Origin of the sequence: Micromonospora sp. LOL_021 (genome assembly GCF_048060215.1) — a bacterium.
GTDB lineage: Bacteria > Actinomycetota > Actinomycetes > Mycobacteriales > Micromonosporaceae > Micromonospora_E.
The window spans coordinates 61,930-82,601 of the sequence record NZ_JBHMIN010000029.1 but is presented as its reverse complement, the minus strand read 5'-3'; the positions used below and the strand labels follow the sequence as shown (position 1 = coordinate 82,601).

Below are 20,672 nucleotides of genomic sequence, written 5' to 3'. Positions count from 1 at the left end.
CCGTCTGACCACCAGACTGCGGACCAGAATCCGGATCAATCGACGACGCAGTCGGCGGCGCGACCACATAGGTGAAGCCGTCGGGAGCGACCGCGTCGTCACCCGGCAACACCACCACCACATCAACCGGACCAACCGGCCCCGGCGGCGTCACCACCGTCAACGACGTACCCGACGGATCCACCACCAGATCAGTCCCCGGCACACCACCGAACGTCACATCAGTCGCCCCAGTGAACCCGGAACCCGTGACCGTCACCGTGGTACCACCCGTGTTCGGACCCGAATCCGGCACCACCGAATCAATCGTCGGCGGCACATAGGTGAAGATCCCCGCATCCGCAGTACCAGCCGGGAACACCAACACCACATCAGCCGGACCAGCAGCACCCGGCGGAGTCACCACCGTGATCTCCGTACCAGCCGGATTCACCGCAAACCCCGTACCCGCCACGCCATCAAACGTGACACCGGTCGCCCCAGTGAAACCCGAACCAGTAATCGTCACCGTGGTACCACCAGACGTCGGCCCGAAATCAGGATCCAGACCCGTCACCACCGCATCCGAACCATCAGCCAGATACGTGTACGCCAACGGATCAGTCGAACCACCATCAGTGGTCACCACCACATCCACCACACCAGGCGCATGCGCCGGAGTCACCGCCGTCAACGACGTACCCGACGGATCCACCACCACATCAGTGGCCGGCAACCCGTCAAACGTCACCGCCGTGTCACCCGGCACAAACCCCGAACCCGTGATCGTCACCGTCTGACCACCAGACTGCGGACCAGAATCCGGATCAATCGACGACGCAGTCGGCGGCGCCGGTGCGGCCGGACGTTCACAGGTGGCCTCGGCGATGATGACTTCACCGACCGGGATGACCACCGGAATCCCGAGGACCTCGCCGGAGAGTGCCGCAGTTAGCACGATGGTCGCCGCCGCCGCGCTGTCGGCGGTGACGGTCTCGGTGCGTGACAGCGACACGTCGAGCATCGCTCCGACCAGACCCGGCACCGTCACCGCGGCACTCACATCGAGACTCGGGCCGTTGGGGATGAGCACCTCGGGTGAGCCGAACACGGTCAGTCCGGTAAGCGTCGTGTCGGCCGTCTGCGGGCCGACGAACGGGCAGCTGACCGAGGCTTCGACCGCTCCGGCGGTCAGCACGCTGAGGCCGAGGATGTCCAGCGACACGTCGGCGACCGACGAGGAGGCGAACGACGAGATCGGGCCCCTGGTCGCGCTGACCTCCACGACGGTGCCGTCGGCGGCGACGCCGATGGCACCCGGCAGGGTGATGTCGAGCAGGGTCTCGGTGTCGGTGCCGCCGGCGGGTGGGGCGTCCACCGACCCGATCACCGCACTGGCCTCGATCACCGGAATCCCGAGGACCTCAGCCGAGAGGTCGACGATCACCCCCCTCGCATGCGCGTCTCCGGGAGCTGCGTAGGCGGGTGCGGCCGTCACCGCCAACCCGCCAGCGGTGCCAAGTAGCGTGGCCAGCGAGACGCTGGCCACCCGTTTCAACGTTGACTGCACTTTTCCCCCGTCTCGTCTTCTGCGTGAGCCGGACAGGCCGGTGTGCCCATCCGTCACAAACGAGAACGACAACAAATAGGGCAAGTCGCGCAAAACTACCAGAGGTCCACCCCACTCGACACGCAGGTCCGGCGCGGCATAGCTGGCCAGACGGGACGGCGTCCGCTGAACGGATTCACTTTCGCCGTTCGTCGGACGTGCCCACAGGTTGATCCCTAAGCTCACTCAACTGGCCTCGGACGGGCTGCCCGGTCAGGAAGCATTGCTCGCCAACCGTCGGAGCGGGATCCGCGTCACAGCACCAGTCGGTACCGGGAGGTAACTTGGTGCCGCTGGTCATGCGGGACGGGGAGGTCGCGGGTGCGGTACGTGGCGATCGGGGACAGCTTCACCGAAGGGCTCGGCGACGAGCTATCGGACGGCACCGTACGCGGCTGGGCTGATCTGGTCGCCGCCGGCCTCGCCGCCGCGAACGGCGGCCCCGTGCAGTACGCCAACCTTGCGATCCGGGGACGGCTGCTGGAACCGATAGTCACCGAACAGCTCGACCGGGCGCTGTCGCTGTCCCCACTCCCGACGATGATCACACTCAACGGCGGCGGCAACGACATGATGCGCGCCGGCACGGACCTGAGCCGGTTGGTCGCGCTGACCGAGGGCGCGGTACGCCGCTGTGCCGACGCCGGCGTACGGCTGGTGCTGCTCAGCGGCGGCGACCCGAGTGCCCGGCTGCCGTTCGGCGCGACGATGCGGCGACGCGGGCTGGCGCTGACCGCCGCCACCGCCGAACTCGCCACCCGGCACGGTCTCGACTTCATCGACGTGTTCAGCGACGTGGAGATCCGCCGCGAACAGTACTGGTCGCCCGACCGCCTGCACCTCAACTCGGCCGGCCACCGACGGGTCGCCAGCCTGGTGTTGGACGGGCTGGGCCACCCGACCGAGGCGCACGTGGTCGACCCGGCACCGGTCGGCCGGCGCAGCCTGCTCGCCGAGGCCCGCTACTACCGGGAGTTCGTGGTGCCCTGGGTGCACCGCCGGCTGCGCGGCCGATCGTCCGGTGACGGGCGGACCGCGAAGTACGCCGACTGGGTGCCGGTCCAGGCCGGCTGACCGTGCCGGATCGGACCCGTTCGCCGGCTGATGGTCCGCCGGTGCCTGCGTCACCAGCCGCGCAGGAAGCGCAGGCCGAGCAGGAAGGCGACCACCGACGGCCCGACGAACAGCGTCACCGCCTGCAGCCGATACGGCATCCGGTGCCGGCCGAGTTCGAGTGCGTTGGCGAACACCACGGCGGCGGCGAGCATCATGAAACCGCCCCACCAGCCGGTGTCTCCGACGTCGACCAGACCGGTCACGATCAGTCCGAGGGCGACCCCGACCCCGGCACCGGTGACGGCCAGCAGGGCCACGGTGCGGTGCAACCCCCGGGCGAGTGGATGGTCCGGACGCCAGCCGTAGGTACCGGCCACCGCCAGGCAGGGCAGCACGACGAGCAGCGGCCAGCCGTCGCCCATCAGCCCCAGCATGAGCAGCGCGCCCACGGTGAAGACGATCGCGCCGATGCCGGCGACGACGTACCCACCGAAGGCGCGGCCGCCGCCGCGGGCCAGCAGCGGGCCACCGGCGGCGGCGATCAACGCACCGGGTACCAGGATGAACCCGGCCCACCAGTGGAACCGCCCGGACGACTGGGCGGCGGCGGTCGCCGCCCCGGTGGCCAGGGCTGCCACGCCGAGACCGGCGAGCCAGCCGCGCTGAATCTGTCGCTTGGTGTCCACGGTGACGAGCCTGCCCGCTTACCGGTCGACGGACCATCCGGGTAGCCCTACCTCCGAAGGTCAGAAATCCCCGAACCCGCCGAAGTCTCCGCCGCCGAAATCCCCACCGCCGAAATCCTCGCCACCGGAGAAGTCCTCCCCGCCGGAGAAGTCCTCGTCACCGGCGCCGCCGTCCTCCAGACCGGCGGCGTACCCGGCGTCGTAACCGGGGTCGCCGAACGCCGGGGAGAACAACGCGCTGAAGACCAGCATGCCGCCGATCGCGCCGGCCGCCCCGGCCAACGCCGGCTTCCACAGCGGTTGGGAGTACCAGCCGGCGGGCACCGGCCGACCCTGGTGGTAGCCGCCCGGGTAGTAGTGCGGCGTCTGCGGGCCCGGGTTGGGCCCGGCCCGGAAGGTCTGCCCCTGGACGTCGACCTCCCGCTCCTTGGTCAGCTGCCCGGCGCCGCGGGCGGCGGCCAGCGGGGGCAGCTCGGGGCCGGGGTCGATGCCGAGCGCCACCCGGGCCGCCCGAACGTAGGCCAGGCCTTCCAGGGCGGTCTCCCGGGCGAGCTCGAACTGCTTGACGCTGCGGGCCTGCTCCAGCTGGGAGCCGGCCGCGGTGTAGCGCTCGCCGGCGTCGAGCAGCGACTGCCGGACCGCCGGCTGGTCGCCGTGCAGGTTCATCACCTGGCCGCCGAGGCGCTCGTACCAGCGCTGTGCCTCGGCCCGGGCGTCGGCCAGCGCCCGCTCCTTGCGGGCGGTGCTCTCCCCCCGCCACCACAGCAGGCCGCCGGCGAACAACGCCACCAAGACCAGGAGCAGAAGAAATTCCATGGCTACGACGGTAGCCGCACTGATCCACCACCAGCCACAACGACGGCCGGTGACCGGGCGTCGGCGGGCGGGTGGCGTACCTGTTTGACATGCTTTCCGGCGTGGATGTCGCGACGGTAGTGGTGGTGGTCGTCTGTCTCGGTTGCGGCGCGGCGCTCGGCTGGCTGGCCGCCCGGGCCCGGTCGGCGGCCGAGATCGCCCGACTGGACGCGACGCTGCGCGCCACCCGCGACGGCGAGGGTCGGTTGGAGCAGTCGATGCGGGCGCTGTCGTACGAAGCGACCGCCCAGTCGCAGGAGGCGGTGGCGCGTGCGGTGGCACCGCTGCACGACGCGCTGCGCCGCTACGAGCAGCGGGTGGCCGAGCTGGAGCACGACCGGGTCGACGCGTACGCCGAGCTGCGCGAGCAGGTCCGGGCGATGGGCGGGGTCTCCGCTGAGCTGCGTACCGAGACCAAACAGCTGGTCGCGGCGCTGCGCGCGCCGCAGGTGCGAGGCCGGTGGGGGGAGCACCAGCTGCGGCGCATCGTCGAGGCTGCCGGGATGCTGGAGCACTGCGACTTCGCCGAGCAGGTGACCGCGCGGACCGAGCAGCAGACGGTCCGTCCGGACCTGGTGGTACGGCTGCACGGCGGGCGCAGCGTGGTGGTCGACGCCAAGGCACCGTTCGACGGTTATCTGTCCGCGATGGAGGCTCGCGAGGAGCGCAGCCGGGATCAGCACCTGGACAGCCACGCCCGGCAGCTGCGGACCCATGTGGACGCGCTCGCCGCGAAGCAGTACTGGTCCGCGTTCGATCAGACGCCGGAGTTCGTGGTGCTGTTCGTGCCGGCCGATTCGTTCCTGGACGCCGCGTTGCAGCGCGACCCGGCTCTGTTGGAGCACGCGTTCAGCCGGGACATCGTGCTGGCCACCCCGGCGACGCTGGTGGCGTTGCTGCGCACGGTCGCGTACTCGTGGCGGCAGGAGGCGCTGGCCCGTAACGCGGTGGCGGTGCACGGACTGGCCCGCGAACTGTACGGGCGGCTGGCCACGCTGGGCGAGCATGTCACCAAGCTGGGTAACGCGCTGGGAGGTGCGGTCACCGCGTACAACCGCGCGGTGGGATCGCTGGAGGGGCGGGTCCTGGTGAGTGCGCGCAAACTCGCCGATCTCGGGGTTTCCGGCACTGAACTGACGCCCCCGCCACAGGTCGAAGTGGCGCCCCGTCAGGTGCAGGCGCCAGAGCTGGAATCGCCGTCGGCCGGCGATGACCGGGCGCATCGGACACGTCCCGAGTGGACCGGGTTGAGCTGGGAAAACCCCGAATAGACATCACTCATTGCAGGCATTTCACTACGACCACGCCACCCATTCAGGGAAGTGCATGTCACGGGCTGGTCACAACGCTTGGCTAGGTAGTGACAGCGCTCCACCGGAACACAAAGGATGCGGTCACACGTGCCCTGCACCACAGGGCCCAGTTCTTCCGGAGGAAGAGAACGTGAGTAAACCCCGCATCTGGAGACGGCGAACCTCTGCCGCGCTCCTGGCATCCGTCATGGTGGCCGGTGCCGTGACGCTGGCGGGTGGTGCGTCCACCGCGAGCGCCAACCCGTCGACCAAGGCCGACGTACTGAAGGACACCCCTACCGATACGTTGGGGTCACACGATCTCGACCTGCTCGCCGAGGCGGAGGCGAAGAGCGAGCAGAGCGTCACCTTGCTGGTCGCCACCGAGCAGGGCGCGGCGCCGAAGGTCGCGGCCGAGCTGAAGAAGCTCGGCGGCGTGATCGGCAACCAGGTCGACGAGGTCGGCTACGTCCGGGCCCGCGTCCCGGTCAAGAACGTCGTCGCGGCGTCGAAGCTGCCCGGGGTCTCGGCAGTCGACCTCAACGAGACGATCCCGATGCCGGACCCGGCACCGGAGAGCATGGCGGCGGCTTCCTCCGTGGCGAGCGCGACTACCGGCCCGGGGCCGGACACCGGCGCGGTCAACCCCTACATGCCGACCGGCGAAACCGGCGCGGTCTCGTTCAAGAAGAGCCACCCGCGCTGGGACGGCCGCAACGTCGTCGTCGGTATCATGGACTCCGGGATCGACCTGGACCACCCCGCGTTGCAGACCACCACCACCGGGGAGCGGAAGGTCATCGACTGGGTCACCCCGATCGACCCGCTGTACGAGAATGACGGCACCTGGCGGCCGATGCTCACCAGCGTGAGCGGCCCGAGCTTCAGCTACGCCGGGGTCAGCTGGTCCGCGCCGGCCGGCGACTACATGATCAACCTGTTCTCGGAGTCGATCACCGCCGGCGGGGCGGCCGACGGTGACGTCAACCGCGACGGCGACACCAGCGACCGGTTCGGCGTGCTGTACGACCCGGCCACCAACGACGTACGGGTCGATGTCGACCAGGACTTCGACTTCACCGACGAGCCGGTGATGCGCCCGTACCAGGAGAACTTCGACATCGGGCACTTCGGCACGGACGACCCGGCGACCCCGATCGCCGAGCAGGTGCCGTTCGTCGTCGAGTTTCGCACCGACGTCGACACCGCTCCGGTCGGCGGCCCCGGGCTGATCGACTACGTCAACATCGGCCTGATCTCGTCGTCGCACGGCACCCACGTGGCGGGCATCGTGGCCGCCAACGACATGCTGGGCAACGAGGACTTCGACGGAGCGGCGCCCGGCGCGAAGCTGGTCTCCTCGCGGGCCTGCACCTTCGCTGGCGGCTGCACCGCCGCCGCGTTGACCGACGGCATGATCGACCTGGTGATCAACCGGGGCGTCGACATCATCAACATGTCGATCGGTGGTCTGCCGGCGCTCAACGACGGCAACAACGCCCGTGCCGAGCTGTACAACATCCTGATCGACGTGTACGGCGTCCAGATGTTCATCTCCGCCGGCAACTCCGGCCCGGGCACCAACACCATCGGTGACCCGTCGGTGGCCTCCAGCGTGGTCAGCGTCGCCGCGAGCGTGAGCCGGGACACCTGGCTGGCCAACTACGGCTCCGAGGTACGCACCCGCAACTCGCTGTTCCCGTTCTCGTCGCGCGGTCCGGCCGAGGACGGCGGGTTCAAGCCGAGCCTCAGTGCCCCCGGCGCGGCCATCTCCACCGTCGCCGGCTGGGAGGAGGGCGGACCGGTCCCCGAGGCCGGCTACCCGCTGCCGCCCGGCTACGCCATGTACAACGGCACGTCGATGGCCGCCCCGCAGGCCACCGGCGCGGTTGCCCTGCTGATGTCGGGCGTCAAGGCCAAGGACCTCGACGTCACCCCGATGCAGCTGCGTCGGGCGCTGTACAGCGGTGCCCGCTGGATCAACGGTGCCTCCGCCCACGAGCAGGGCAACGGCATGCTGCACGTGGCCGACACCTGGAAGCTGCTGCGCGAGGGTATCGAGGTCAACGGCTACGACGTCACCGCCCCGGTCTGCACGCCGATCTCGGAGTACCTGGCCACCCCGCACGAGGGCACCGGCGTCTACAACCGGTGCGCCGCCGACGCCGGTGGTCACCGGCCGGGCCAGTTCAAGTCCTACCCGGTCACCGTCACCCGGACCAGCGGCCCGGACGTCGACCTGCTGCACAAGCTCAAGTGGGTCGGCAACGACGGCACCTTCGCCGCCCCCGGCCAGGTGGTGCTGCCGCTGAACGAGGCCGTCACGTTCAACGTGCGGGCCACGCCGGACGCCGGTGTGCACAGTGCCATCCTCCGGGTGGACAACCCGTTCACCGCCACGGTCGACTTCGAGATCATGAACACGGTGGTGGCATCGACCGCGATGACCAGCCCGGAGTACGAGTTCAACACCTCCGGCAAGGTGACGCGTAACGCGTACACGTCGTTCTTCGTCACGGTGCCCGAAGGTGCGACGGCGCTGCAGGTCAGCCTGTCGGGCATCGCGGACGGATCGCAGACCCGGTTCATCGCGATCGACCCGTACGGCGTACCGCTGGAGAGCTCCAGCAGTCTGCGCTGCTACACCAACTTCTCCGACCCGAGCGTCTGTAAGCCGGACGAGCGGGACTACCAGGACCCGCTGCCGGGGGTCTGGGAGATCGAGGTGGAGTCGCGGCGGACCTCGCCGATGCTGCAGAACCCGTTCGAGTTGACCGCCCAGGTACAGGGCGTCACCGTCGACCCGGCCAGCACGGTGCTCGAGGACGTCACCCTCGGTGAGCCCACCCCGCTCAGCTGGACGGTGGAGAACATCTTCGGCCCGGTTACGGTCTCCGGGCAGGGCGGCTCGCTCGGCTCGGCGAACAGTGACCGGCCGACGATCGCCGACCTGGAGGTGCAGACCTTCCAGGTGACGGTCCCGGCCGGGGCAACCCGGTTGTTCGCGAAGATCGGCAACACCAGCGATCTCAGCGCCGACCTGGACCTGTTCGTCTACCGGAACGGTTCGCTGATCGACTACACCGCCGACGGCGACTCCGAAGAGGCCGTGACGATCGACAACCCGGCACCCGGCGTCTACGACATCGAGGTCGACGGGTACTCGGTGCCGGCCGGCACCACCGAGTACGACTACCTGGACGTGTTCTACTCGACCGGGTTGGGCACCATCTCGGTCGAGTCGGGCTCGACGGAGCTGGCCAACGGCGCCAGCGCCACGCTCAGCGGCAGCGTCACGGTGGACGCCACTCCGGAGGCGGGCCGGGAGCTGTTCGGTGAGATGCTCGTCGTCACCGACCAGGGCGCGGTCGTCGGCCGCGGCGGAGTCTCGGTCAGCTCGGTGAGCTGACCTACGGCTCGGCCGTACGACGGCAGAAGGGGTCCACCCCGAGTCGGGGTGGGCCCCTTCGCTGTGTCCGATGGGCACCCGAAGCCGGTGGCCGGCGCGGGTCAGGGTCGGTGGTCGCGGCGCCGGTCAGGCGGGCTCGACCCGCTGCACCATGAACGGGGTGCCCTGCTGGCAGGTGGTCATCAGGTCGGCCTGGACGTGACCGGTGACGCTCAGCCGGGCACCCGGACGGATCAGGTCACGCGAACCGCCGACCAGCAGGTAGCCGTCGAGCAGGTAGCAGTCGTGCTCCACCCCGGCCTCGACGGTGCCGGTCAGGGTCATCGGCCGCGACGACCCGATCGACTTCCCCGGTCCCGGGGTGCCCCCCGGCACCGAGGTGGGCAGGTCTTCAGGCGGTCCAGGGGTCTGCGGTGCTGTGCTCACCGTGGCACCTCCGCTCGGTGATTCGGCTGCCGGCGGCGTGGACGGCGCGACCGTCACGGTCGGCACCGGGTCGGGGTCGGGCTCGGTGGTGGGTTCACCGGTGCCGCACGCCGGCAGCGCCAGGCAGGTCAGCAACAGGGGTACGCCGATCCGAGTGACTCTCATACCGGCTAGGACGCGGTGGCCGGGACGTCCGTTCCCGCCGCCGCTGCCTTCATGTCCCGACGCAGCTCCGACGGCAGCGAGAAGGTGATCGTCTCCTCGACCGTGGTGACCTGCTCGACGTCGGTGAAACCCCGTGCGGCGAGGTGGTCGACCACCTGGTGGACCAGTTCGTCGGGAACGCTGGCACCGGAGGTCAGCCCGACGGTGGTCGCGTCGGCCAGCCAGGCGTCGTCGATCTCGTGGGCGAAGTCGATCAGGTAGCCGGCGCGGGCCCCGGCGTCGATCGCCACCTCGACCAGCCGCACCGAGTTGGACGAGTTACGGGAACCCACCACCAGCACCACGTCGCACTCGGCCCCGATCTGCTTGATCACCTGCTGGCGGTTCTGGGTGGCATAGCAGATGTCGTCAGTCGGCGGCGACTGCAGCATCGGCAGCCGTCGCTTGAGGCGGCCGACCGTCTCCATGGTCTCGTCGACCGACAAGGTGGTCTGCGACAGCCAGACCACCTTCTCCGGGTCCCGTACGGTGATCTTGTCGGCGTCGTCCGGGCCGTCGACCAGCTGGATGTGCGCCGGGGCCTCGCCGGAGGTGCCGACCACCTCCTCGTGGCCCTCGTGGCCGATCAGCAGGATGTCGTAGTCCTGCGCGGCGTACCGGCGGGCCTCCTGGTGGACCTTGGTCACCAGCGGGCAGGTGGCGTCGATAGCCTTCAACGACCGGGCCTTCGCCTGCCGGTGCACCTCGGGGGCGACGCCGTGTGCCGAGAAGACCACGGTCGAGCCGTGCGGGACCTCCTCGTTCTCCTCGACGAAGATCGCGCCCTTGGCCTCCAGGGTCGAGACCACATGCTTGTTGTGCACGATCTGCTTGCGTACGTAGACCGGGGCGCCGTACAGCTTCAGCGCCTCCTCCACGGTCTGCACCGCGCGGTCGACGCCGGCACAGTAGCCACGGGGGTTGGCCAGCAGCACCCGCTTGCGGTGGACCGGTTTCGCGTCAGGCTCGCTCACCCGGCCGAGTCTACGTGCCGTGGACCACGACGGCAGCGTGGCCGACCGGCGGGACCGGACCGGGACCAGCCGGCGTTCGCCGACCGGCGGGGCGAGCGGCGATGGTGTCACCACCCGCCCGTACCCTTGCCGGGTGACCGACACCGACGCGACGCCGCGCAGCAGCGCGGACGAGCCGTGGCCGGTCCGGGTGGTCAGCCAGAAGATCAGCGCCTGGATCGGCCGACTCGGCTGGGTGTGGGTCGACGGGCAGGTCGCGCAGATCAGCCGGCGGCCCGGCGCGACCACCGTGTTCCTGACCCTGCGTGACCCGTCGGCCGATCTCAGCCTGACCGTAACCACCAACCGTGACGTGCTCGACCTCGGCGCGCCGGAGCTGACCGACGGCGCCCGGGTGGTGCTGCGCGCCAAGCCGGAGTTCTACCCGGCCCGGGGCACGCTCAGCCTGCGCGCCGACGAGATCCGCCAGGTCGGCCTCGGTGAGCTGCTGGCCCGGCTGGAGAAGCTGAAGAAGCTGCTGGCCGCCGAGGGGTTGTTCGACCGGGCCCGCAAGCGCCGTCCGCCGTTTCTGCCGCAGCGGATCGGGCTGATCACCGGCCGGGCGTCGGCCGCCGAACGGGACGTGCTGACCAACGCCCGCCGACGCTGGCCGGCGGTCGAATTCCGGGTCGTCAACGTGGCGGTGCAGGGATCCGGCGCGGTGCCGCAGATCATCGACGCGCTGGCGGTGCTCGATGCGGATCCGTCGATCGACGTGATCGTCATCGCCCGAGGCGGCGGCAGCGTCGAGGATCTGCTGCCGTTCTCCGACGAGGCGCTGTGCCGGGCGGTGTTCGGCTGCCGTACCCCAGTGGTCAGCGCAGTCGGTCACGAGACCGACGCACCGCTGCTCGACTACGTCGCCGACGTACGGGCGTCCACGCCGACCGACGCCGGCAAACGGCTGGTGCCCGATCTGGCCGAGGAGCTGCGGCTGATCGCTCTGGCCCGGCACCGGTTGGACCGGGCGGTGACCGGCCTGCTCGACCGGGAGACGCACCGATTGGAGATGGTCCGGTCCCGGCCGGTGCTGGCCCGGCCGCAGGTGCTGCTGGACGGGCGGGCCGGCGAGGTCGACGCGCTGCGGGACCGGGCCACCCGGTGTCTGGCGCACCGGCTGTCCGCCGGCGCCGCCGAGCTGGGGCACACCCTGGCCCGGCTGCGCGCGCTGTCACCTGCCGCGACCCTGGACCGGGGGTACGCGATCGTGCAGGACGCCGCCGGCGCGGTGGTCCGCTCCCCCGACGACGTCGCCGCCGGCGACCCGCTGCGGCTGCGACTGGCCGGCGGCGAGCTGCCGGCCGTCGCGGCCCGACCCGAATGAGTGAGGCATCAGGTGACCACGAAGAAGGCAGCTGACCGCGGTACGGCGACCACGTCGGCGAAGGTTCCGGCGACTGAGTCGGCGAGCGGGCCGCTGGCGGCGGACTCGCTGAGCTACGAGCAGGCCCGCGCCGAGCTTGCCTCGGTGGTGGATCGGCTGGAGTCCGGCGGCACCACGTTGGAGGAGTCGCTGGCGCTGTGGGAGCGCGGCGAGCAGTTGGCGGCCGCCTGTCAGCGCTGGCTGGACGGGGCCCGCCAGCGGCTCGAAGCCTCCCGCGGCACCCGACCCACCGGCTGAGGGTGACCCCAAGACGGCATTTCGCCACAATCCGGCTACGATCTTGCAAGTCGATGGACATCGACCTATCCTTCGGGGAAAGCGCTTTCCAAAGTCAGGGCAAGGTGTGCTGCAGCACACCGGCGGCGGGGACGTGAGGACGGTCCGGGTGACCTCGCGCCCTCAGCGCTGGCGACCCCGCGTCCACGGGGTCCGATGAGCCGCTGACTCGTCCACATCACCAAGAGCACCGCACCTGGGTCGAGGCGTCCCTGCCCCAGCCGCCGCCGTCGCGGGCCGATGGCCGTCCGTCGACGGCCGGGCAACGGCCAGACCGGCGCTGCCGGCAGGTTGACCACGGGCTGCAACCGCGTGCCGCACCGGTTCACCGGGGGCGGCACGAATCCTCCAGCAGTCGAACCGATTCCAGCAGTCAAGACGAAGGCGAGACAACGATGAGACGACCAGTCGCACTGCGACTCTTGGCAGGGCTGGCGGCCACGGCCGTGGCCGGCACGATCGGCCTGGCACTGGCGATCCCGCAGGCATCGGCGGCGACCGGCAGCGCCACCGGCTTCGCGACCCAGAACGGCGGCACCACCGGCGGCGCGGGCGGCCAGACCGTACGGGTCAGCACCGGTACCGCCCTGCACACTGCCCTGTGCAACCGGGCCAGCAGCAGCACCCCGATCGTCATCGAGGTCCAAGGGACGATCAACCACGGCAACACCAGCAAGGTCTCCGGCGACAGCTGCAACACGGCCGACGACGTGATCGAGCTCAAGCAGATCAGCAACGTGTCGATCATCGGCGTCGGCAGCGGAGCGGTCTTCGACCAGATCGGCATCCACATCCGCGAGGCCCGCAACATCATCATCCAGAACGTGACGGTCCGTAACGTCAAGAAGTCGGGTTCGCCGACCTCCAACGGCGGCGACGCCATAGGCATGGAGGCCGACGTCCGCAACATCTGGGTCGACCACGTCACTCTGGAGGCGTCCGGCGGCGAGTCGGAGGGCTTCGACGGCCTGTTCGACTTGAAGAACAACACCCAGTACGTGACCCTGTCGTACAGCACTCTGCGCAACTCGGGCCGGGGCGGCCTGATCGGCTCCAGCGAGAGCGACCGGTCCAACGGCTACGTGACGTTCCACCACAACCTGTACGAGAACATCGACTCTCGTACCCCGCTGCTGCGCGGCGGCATCTCGCACATCTACAACAACTACTACGTCGACCTGCACGAGTCCGGCATCAACTCCCGGGCCGGCGGCCGTGCCAAGGTGGACAACAACTACTTCCAGGATTCCAAGGACGTGCTCGGCACGTTCTACACCAGCGAGGCCGGCTACTGGCAGGTCAGCGGGAACATCTACGACAACGTGACCTGGTCCAGCCGCAGCGGCGACAACCAGCCGGCCGGACCCAACCCGACATCGAACACCAGCATCAGCATCCCGTACTCCTACCCGCTCGACGGGGCCAACTGCGTGCCGAACCTGGTCCGCCAACTGGCTGGCGCCAACAAGGGCAACCGCGTCTCGGACGGCAGCTGCTCGCCGACCTCGCCGCCGCCGCCGTCGAACCCGCCGAGCCCCACGCCGACCGTGCCGCCGACGCCCGGCCCGGACGGACGCTACGAGGCGGAGTACTCGCCGGCCTCGTGTGACGGTGAGATCGAATCGGAGCACTCCGGCTACTCCGGCACCGGGTACTGCAACACGGAGAACACCTCGGGTGCGGCGTCGCAGTTCCTGGTCAGCTCCAGTGGCGGCACGACGAACCTGACCATCCGGCACGCCAACGGTGGCTCGGGCAACCGGCCAGCCAACCTGGTCGTCAACGGCTCGACTGTGCAGCAAGGGGTCGCGTTCAACCCGACCGGCGGGTGGACCAGCTACTCGAACGTCTCGGTCTCCGTCGCGCTCAACAGCGGCACCAACACGATTCGGCTGGTGGCCGCCACCGGTGAGGGCCTGAGCAACATCGACTACCTGCAGGTCTCCGGCGGCACCGGCCCCAGTCCGACCCCGAGCCCGACGGCGCCGCAGCCGACCTCGACCCCGACCCAGCCAGGTGGCACCAACCTGAGCATCGGCGCCGGCTCGGACGGCTCGAGCAAGGCCAGTGGCACCAGCTACGGCGACGTACGGGACGGCGACCTGGGCACCTACTGGTCGCCGAGCGGCACCACCGGTCGAATCTCGATCAAGTGGGACGCTGACACCACCGTCTCCTCGGTCAACATCCGGGAGGCGTCGGGTGCCGTAGGTGCCATCGGTTCGTGGCGGCTGTACAACCACGACACCGGTGCCACCCTCGCCTCCGGCAGCGGTGCTGGCGTGATCAACTTCTCCTCGACCACGCTCCGCAAGATCAGCTTCGAGATCACCGGTGCCTCCGGCACGCCGCAGATCGCCGAGTTCGAGACGTACGCCTGACGAGACGTACGGCTGATCGGCGACTGGGCAGCCACCACCGCCACTGATCAACTGCACGCCCCAACGAGCCGAACACCAGATACCTTTCCGGCCCCGGATCAGGTATCTGGTGTTCGGCTCGAGCCGTCAGAGCGCCGGTAAGTACGGGCACCGTGCTCGGCCAGCTCCCGGAGCACCTCAGTCGGATCCCCGGCTTCAATCGCGGCCAGCAGCCGCTCGTGCCGGTGCACCCCGTCGACCGGCTGCGCCACCTCCGCCTCCCGCCGCAGGTTGATCGCCATGTACAACTGGAGCTTCAACAGCACCGACTCGTACACCCCGGTGAGCTGCCGGTTACCGGCCAGGTCGACCAGCTCGACGTGGAACCGCCGATGCGCCTCGGCGACTCGCACCCGGTCACCGACCGTGGTGGCCAGCCGCATCTGGTCGACCGCAGCCCGCAGGCCACCGAGGGCGGTGTCCCGGCGTACCGGCAGCGCCGACGCCACCGCGTGCCGCTCCAGGAGGTCGCGCACCGCGTACAGCTCCTGAACGTCGCGGTCGGACAAGGTCGCCACCCGCACGCCACGCCGGGGCACATGCTCCACCAGGCCCTGCTCGGCGAGGAGCCGTAGCGCCTCACGCAGCGGCGCCCGGCTGATGCCCAGCCGGCGGGTCAGATGCTCCTCGACGAGCCGTTCCCCCGGGTCGGTCTCGCCGCTGAGGATCTCGCGACGCAGCCGCCGCACCGCCAACTCCACCAGGCTCAGGCTCTCCAGCTCACCATCCACCGACGATGCGGCCACGTCGCTCACCCCGTCGAGTCTGCCATCCGCAGCCCGGAAACCGGATTCCCGGCCCAGGCAACCGCTCTGGACGGGCCGGACCCGCCGACGGATCAGCGAGGGGTGAGCGCCTCGGCCATCAGCCGCAACTCCTCGGAGTCGGCCGTACCGACCACCAGCACACTGTGGTCCGGCGCCAGCCACACCAGTGCGCGTTCGCCGGGCCGGGCCGCGTACCGCTGCCAGGTCGTCGCCCTGATCGCCACGTCGCTCTGCGGCTGCGCGGTCGCGGTCAGCTCCGCCACCAGCAGCTCCGGTGCCGGCCGTGCACTCTGCACCACCTGGACGGCGGCGCCGGCCGGGGTGACATAGCCCACCCGCAGCGTCGGACCGTCCACCGCCGACGCCGGCCGGAAGACCGCGCTCACCGCGACCCAGTCCGGTCCGAGGCCGTCCGGCGAGCGCACCGGGAAGTCGCCCGCCGCGCCAGCCTGCTCGTACGCCGGCCCCGGGTCGACCGCCACCGGGTCGTCGGCACCGAGGAAGACCCGGTAGAACCCGAACACCAGCAGGATCGGCACCAGCAGGACGAGCAGCGACAGGGTGATGTCCTTCGGGGTGCGTTCGGCCCGGTCACGCGCCGGCCTCGCCGGCCCGGTCGTCTCCATCCGCCCATCCTCCCAGTTCGCCGACGCGGACCCACGCACGGACCGATACCCAGACCGATACGCGGACCGGCACACGGACTCGTGCACGGCCGGACCCGCTCCGCGACCACCCCGCGACCACCTGACACCGTCGTGGCGTGCCAGGATTCTCTCAGGACCGGAGCCGGCGACGCCGTGCTCCGGGATGCGCCCCGCACCGTCGCGAGGAGGAGCACCGATGACTGGAACCGGCACCCGTAGCCCGCAGAATCTCGACCGTAACCTGGCCCTGGACCTGGTCCGGGTGACCGAAGCCGCGGCGATGGCCGCCGGCCGGTGGGTGGGTCGGGGAGACAAGGAAGGCGGCGACGGCGCCGCGGTCGACGCGATGCGCAAACTGATCAACTCGATCCAGATGCGTGGCGTCGTCGTGATCGGCGAGGGCGAGAAGGACAACGCCCCGATGCTGTTCAACGGAGAACGGGTCGGTGACGGCTCCGGGCCGGAGGTCGACGTCGCGGTCGACCCGATCGACGGCACCACCCTGATGAGCAAGGGCATGCCGAACGCCCTCGCGGTGCTGGCGGTGGCGGAGCGGGGCGCCATGTTCGACCCCAGCGCGGTCTTCTACATGGAGAAGCTGGCGGTCGGCCCGGACTGCGCCGACGTCATCGACATCGAGGCCGGGGTGCGGGAAAATCTGCAGCGGATTGCCCGGGTCAAGAAGTCGAGCGTCTCCGACGTGACGGTGAGCATCCTCGACCGGCCCCGCCACACCGAGCTGGTGCAGGAGATCCGCGACGCCGGTGCCCGAATCCGATTCCTGTCCGACGGTGACATCGCCAGCGCGATCTCGGCGGCCCGCGAGGAGTCCGACGTCGACGTGCTGATGGGCATCGGCGGCACCCCGGAGGGGATCATCGCCGCCTGCGCGCTGAAGTGCATGGGCGGCGCGATGCAGGCGAAACTCTGGCCACGCGACGACGCGGAGCGGGACAAGGCAGTTGCTGCCGGGCATGACCTGGGCCGGGTGCTGCGCACCGACGACCTGGTCACCGGCGACAACTGCTTCTTCGTCGCCACCGGGGTCACCTCGGGTGACCTGCTGCACGGGGTGCGGTACCGCTCGGGTGGGGCGTACACCCAGTCGATCGTGATGCGCTCCAAAAGCGGCACGATCCGGGTGATCGACTCGCATCACCGGTTGGAGAAGCTGGCGCTCTACTCGGCGGTCGACTTCGACGGCCGGCCGATCGCCGAGCTCGACCTCTGACCCGGGGCCCGGTCAGGGCATGGTGAGCGGATCCGAATCGTACGGGTCGTAGTCGCGCCGGCGGCGGAACAGGATTGCGGCGAGCACCCCGCCGACGAACCCGAAGAGATGGCCCTGCCAGGAGATCAACGCGTCGGTCGGCAGGATGCCGACCAGCTGCCAGCCGTAGAGCAGGCCGACCAGCAGGACGACGCCGAGGTTCCACCAGGTGCGCTCGACGATGCCGCGCATCAGCACCAGACCGAGGTAGCCGAAGACGACACCGCTGGCGCCGACCACGACGGTGTTCGGCGCGCCGGTGAACCACACGCCGAGCCCGCTGACCAGGATGATCACCAGGGTGGAGTAGAGGAACCGGCGGACCCCGGCGGCCAGGACGAAGGTGCCCAGCAGAATCAACGGGACGCTGTTGCTGTAGAGATGATCGAAGCCGTGGTGCAGGAACGGGGCGAAGAACACCCCGTCCAGCCCGTCGATACGCCGGGGGATGATGCCGGCGGCCAGATCGAAGCCGGCGCTCAGCCAGACGTCGAACGCCTCGATGACGAAGAGCACCGGGACGACCGCGCACATTGCGACGAACGCCCGGCCCAGCGAGGCGTAGAAGGCCTCGGTGCCGAACCGGTTCGGGTCACCACCGGAGGTCCCCATGTACACCATCTCCTAGTAGCTATCAGGTCCGCGCAACCGACGCCAGCCGACAGCTGGCGAAACCCGCACAAGAACACCGGCGGCGGTACGGACGATCAGGTCCGTACCGCCGCCGGTGACGAGTGCGACAGGTGTTGCCGACAGTCCGGGCCGAATCAGTACCAGCCGGCGTTCTGTGACTGCTGCCACGCGCCGCACGGGGTGCCGTAACGGCCGCTGATGTACCCGAGGCCCCACTTGATCTGAGTTGCCGGGTTGGTCTGCCAGTCGGCACCGGCCGAGGCCATCTTGCTGCCCGGCAGCGCCTGGGGAATGCCGGTGGCACCGGAGGCCGCGTTGTAGGCCTTGTGGTTCCAGCCGCTCTCCTTGTTCCACAGCTTGTTCAGGCAGGCGAACTGATCGAGACCCCACCCCTTCTCCAGGGTGAGGGCACAGCCGATCGCCCGGTTGCCGCTGAACTCGTCGCAGGACTGCGGAATCTCGCCGGTGAAGGGCACCGTCGCCGCCGGCGGCCGGGCCGCCGCCTCCTGCTGCTTCTGCTGGGTCACCTGCTCCGCCCGCTTGGCCTTGGCCGCCTCGGCCTTGGCCGTGGCGAGGGCCTTCTCCGTGGCTTCCCGTTCGGCGGTACGGCGTTGCACCGTCATCCGCTGGTGTTCGGCCCGGCGCTGGCGCAGCAGTTCGAGCTCGACCTGCTCGGCCTCGGCGGCCAGGCGGGCGTCGCTGATGCGTTGCTGGGTCTCCCGGTCGCTCTCCAGGTAGAACCCGCCGGCGACGCCTGTCACGAGCAGGCCGACGGCGAGTGCCCGGACACCGAACCGGCTCCACAGCCGACTCACGAAGTGGTCCCTTCGTCGGGGGCAAGGGCACGGCGGGCCGGGCCGGTCGACATCGCTCGCGACCGCGTGGCCGGCCGGCTGAACGGCGGCTCGCTGCGGCCGCTGCCAGGTGCGGCGCGACCGTCAGGTGCGGTGCGGCGGTGCGGCTGGTTCAGGCACGCCGTGAGCGCCCGACCGGGTGGGTCGTGCGTCGGCCGGCCGCGATGGTGGTCGGCTGACGCACCACCACCGACGACCCGGATATCGGTCGTCGCCGGTGCGCGCGCTCGTCGACCACCATCGCTCACCGTGAGGCCATTGGGAAACGCGGGACTTTGAATGTGATACTGGTCACGCTAATTTCCACCCTAAAGTGGGGCATAGTCCCACACCGGGTGAGGTCAGCGCGGGATGTCCTCCAACAGATCAGTAACCATTTCGGCGATGGGAGAACGCTCCGAACGGGTCAGCGTGACGTGGGCGAACAGCGGATGCCCCTTCAGCGCCTCGATCACCGCGGTCACCCCGTCGTGCCGGCCCACCCGCAGGTTGTCCCGCTGCGCGACGTCGTGGGTGAGCACCACCCGGGAGCCCTGTCCGATCCGGGACAGCACGGTGAGCAGGACATTGCGTTCCAATGACTGTGCCTCGTCCACGATCACGAAGGCGTCGTGCAGGCTACGACCCCGGATGTGGGTCAGCGGCAGCACTTCCAGCATGCCGCGGGCGAGCACCTCCTCCATCACGTTCTCGTGCACCACCGCGCCGAGGGTGTCAAAGACCGCCTGGGCCCATGGCGACATTTTCTCCGACTCGGACCCGGGCAGGTAACCGAGCTCCTGACCGCCGACGGCGTACAGCGGGCGGAAGACGACGACCTTCTTGTGCCGGCGCCGTTCCATCACCGCCTCCAGCCCGGCGCACAGTGCCAGCGCCGACTTGCCGGTGCCGGCCCGACCGCCCAGCGAGACGATCCCGATCGACTCGTCGAGCAGCAGGTCCAACGCGATCCGCTGCTCGGCGGAGCGACCACGCAGTCCGAACGCCTCCCGGTCACCGCGTACCAGCCGCACCGTCTTGTCGGCCATCACCCGGCCGAGCGCGGCGCCGCCGGTGCCGTGCAGCACCAGGCCGGTGTGGCAGGGCAGCCCGGCGGCGCTGTCCAGGTCGACGGCCTCGCCCGCGTACAACTGCTTGACCTGCTCGTCGGTGGACTCCAGCTCGGCCATTCCGGTCCAGGTCGGGTCGCTGGCCTGGCCGTGCCGGTACTCGTCGGCGACCAGACCGACCGAGGCGGCCTTGACCCGCAGCGGCATGTCCTTGCTGACCAGAACCACGTCCCGGCCCTCCGCGCCCATGCTGAGCGCGACCGACAGGATCCGGGTGTCGTTGGACTCGTTGCGGAACCCTGGCGGCAGTACGTCGGTGTCGGCGTGGTTGAGCTCGACCCGCAACGTGCCGCCCGACTCGTTGGCCGGTACTGGCTGGTCCAGCCGGCCGTGGCGGACCCGGAGCTCGTCCAGCATCCGCAGGGACTGCCGGGCGAACCAGCCGAGCTCCGGATGGTGCCGCTTGCCCTCCAGCTCGGAGATGACCACCAGCGGGATCACCACCTCGTGCTCGGCGAACCGGTGGAACGCCCCCGGGTCGGACAGCAGGACCGAGGTGTCCAGGACGTACGCGCGGGCGGTGACTGGCGGCTCCGGTTGGGCTGGGCCGGCAGACCGGTCGGCCGACTCGGACGCGGCGGCGTCCGGGGCTCGGCGGGTCCGGCTACGGCTGGACGGGACAGCGGCGGCGGTCGGGCTCTGATCGGCCCGGGGGGTGGTACGTCGACTCGTCACAGGCCTGCTCCGTCGGGCGTGCACCCGATCCGCCCGCGATCCGGCTCCACCGGGGCCCGAAGGCACGGGTCGGATGCGGAACCCATGCGACTGCAGGTCCGGACCGTC

General features: G+C 70.1%; 17 protein-coding genes. 7 read left to right on the top strand and 10 right to left on the bottom strand.

Features of this window, described 5'->3' with window-relative positions:
- A partial coding sequence (locus ACFHWT_RS19495; RefSeq protein ID WP_416596085.1) for an IPT/TIG domain-containing protein occupies window positions 1-1,774 on the bottom strand: 1,774 nt, incomplete at its 3' end.
- Between the two features lie 135 nt (window positions 1,775-1,909).
- Here ACFHWT_RS19495 and ACFHWT_RS19490 point away from each other — a divergent pair.
- Complete coding sequence (locus tag ACFHWT_RS19490; RefSeq protein ID WP_416596084.1) at window positions 1,910-2,662, top strand: SGNH/GDSL hydrolase family protein; 753 nt, start codon at window positions 1,910-1,912, stop codon at window positions 2,660-2,662.
- A gap of 50 nt (window positions 2,663-2,712) precedes the next feature.
- On the opposite strand, the gene ACFHWT_RS19485 is transcribed toward ACFHWT_RS19490, so the two are convergent.
- On the bottom strand, window positions 2,713-3,330 hold the full coding sequence (locus ACFHWT_RS19485; protein ID WP_416596083.1) for a hypothetical protein: 618 nt from the start codon (window positions 3,328-3,330) through the stop codon (window positions 2,713-2,715).
- Window positions 3,331-3,390: 60 nt separating this feature from the next.
- Window positions 3,391-4,146, bottom strand: coding sequence for a hypothetical protein (locus ACFHWT_RS19480; RefSeq protein WP_416596082.1), 756 nt, complete (start codon window positions 4,144-4,146; stop codon window positions 3,391-3,393).
- Between the two features lie 89 nt (window positions 4,147-4,235).
- Between ACFHWT_RS19480 and ACFHWT_RS19475 the strand changes: the two genes are divergently transcribed.
- Window positions 4,236-5,456, top strand: coding sequence for a DNA recombination protein RmuC (locus tag ACFHWT_RS19475; RefSeq protein ID WP_416552368.1), 1,221 nt, complete (start codon window positions 4,236-4,238; stop codon window positions 5,454-5,456).
- 172 nt (window positions 5,457-5,628) lie between these two features.
- Entirely contained in the window at window positions 5,629-8,886 is a 3,258-nt protein-coding gene (locus ACFHWT_RS19470; RefSeq protein WP_416596081.1) for a S8 family serine peptidase, read from the top strand.
- Between the two features lie 126 nt (window positions 8,887-9,012).
- On the opposite strand, the gene ACFHWT_RS19465 is transcribed toward ACFHWT_RS19470, so the two are convergent.
- Complete coding sequence (locus ACFHWT_RS19465) at window positions 9,013-9,477, bottom strand: hypothetical protein (protein WP_416596080.1); 465 nt, start codon at window positions 9,475-9,477, stop codon at window positions 9,013-9,015.
- Window positions 9,478-9,482: 5 nt separating this feature from the next.
- Window positions 9,483-10,490, bottom strand: a complete 1,008-nt coding sequence (locus ACFHWT_RS19460) for a 4-hydroxy-3-methylbut-2-enyl diphosphate reductase (protein ID WP_282233969.1) — start codon at window positions 10,488-10,490, stop codon at window positions 9,483-9,485.
- A gap of 133 nt (window positions 10,491-10,623) precedes the next feature.
- Here ACFHWT_RS19460 and xseA point away from each other — a divergent pair, with 133 nt between their 5' ends.
- The 3 genes from xseA to ACFHWT_RS19445 all read left to right on the top strand — a co-directional run bounded on the left by xseA (window position 10,624) and on the right by ACFHWT_RS19445 (window position 14,570).
- Entirely contained in the window at window positions 10,624-11,853 is a 1,230-nt protein-coding gene (gene xseA, locus ACFHWT_RS19455; RefSeq protein ID WP_416596079.1) for an exodeoxyribonuclease VII large subunit, read from the top strand.
- A gap of 93 nt (window positions 11,854-11,946) precedes the next feature.
- On the top strand, window positions 11,947-12,150 hold the full coding sequence (locus ACFHWT_RS19450; RefSeq protein WP_416596090.1) for an exodeoxyribonuclease VII small subunit: 204 nt from the start codon (window positions 11,947-11,949) through the stop codon (window positions 12,148-12,150).
- 434 nt (window positions 12,151-12,584) lie between these two features.
- Window positions 12,585-14,570 (top strand): carbohydrate-binding protein, encoded by a 1,986-nt coding sequence (locus ACFHWT_RS19445; RefSeq protein ID WP_416596078.1) that lies wholly within the window; start codon window positions 12,585-12,587, stop codon window positions 14,568-14,570.
- 98 nt (window positions 14,571-14,668) lie between these two features.
- Here ACFHWT_RS19445 and ACFHWT_RS19440 read toward each other — a convergent pair whose 3' ends face one another.
- Both ACFHWT_RS19440 and ACFHWT_RS19435 read right to left on the bottom strand, forming a co-directional pair.
- Complete coding sequence (locus tag ACFHWT_RS19440) at window positions 14,669-15,364, bottom strand: GntR family transcriptional regulator (protein WP_416596077.1); 696 nt, start codon at window positions 15,362-15,364, stop codon at window positions 14,669-14,671.
- Window positions 15,365-15,447: 83 nt separating this feature from the next.
- Window positions 15,448-16,002: a DUF4245 domain-containing protein gene (locus ACFHWT_RS19435; RefSeq protein WP_416596076.1), complete on the bottom strand. Its 555-nt coding sequence runs from the start codon at window positions 16,000-16,002 to the stop codon at window positions 15,448-15,450.
- 217 nt (window positions 16,003-16,219) lie between these two features.
- Here ACFHWT_RS19435 and glpX point away from each other — a divergent pair, with 217 nt between their 5' ends.
- Window positions 16,220-17,254, top strand: coding sequence for a class II fructose-bisphosphatase (gene glpX / locus ACFHWT_RS19430; protein ID WP_416596075.1), 1,035 nt, complete (start codon window positions 16,220-16,222; stop codon window positions 17,252-17,254).
- Between the two features lie 12 nt (window positions 17,255-17,266).
- Here glpX and ACFHWT_RS19425 read toward each other — a convergent pair whose 3' ends face one another.
- From ACFHWT_RS19425 to ACFHWT_RS19415, 3 genes are all read right to left on the bottom strand, one after another.
- Complete coding sequence (locus ACFHWT_RS19425; RefSeq protein WP_416596074.1) at window positions 17,267-17,905, bottom strand: rhomboid family intramembrane serine protease; 639 nt, start codon at window positions 17,903-17,905, stop codon at window positions 17,267-17,269.
- A 155-nt stretch (window positions 17,906-18,060) separates the two neighbouring features.
- On the bottom strand, window positions 18,061-18,741 hold the full coding sequence (locus ACFHWT_RS19420; protein WP_416596073.1) for a lytic transglycosylase domain-containing protein: 681 nt from the start codon (window positions 18,739-18,741) through the stop codon (window positions 18,061-18,063).
- 380 nt (window positions 18,742-19,121) lie between these two features.
- Window positions 19,122-20,564, bottom strand: a complete 1,443-nt coding sequence (locus ACFHWT_RS19415) for a PhoH family protein (protein ID WP_416596072.1) — start codon at window positions 20,562-20,564, stop codon at window positions 19,122-19,124.
- Window positions 20,565-20,672 lie beyond the last annotated feature (108 nt).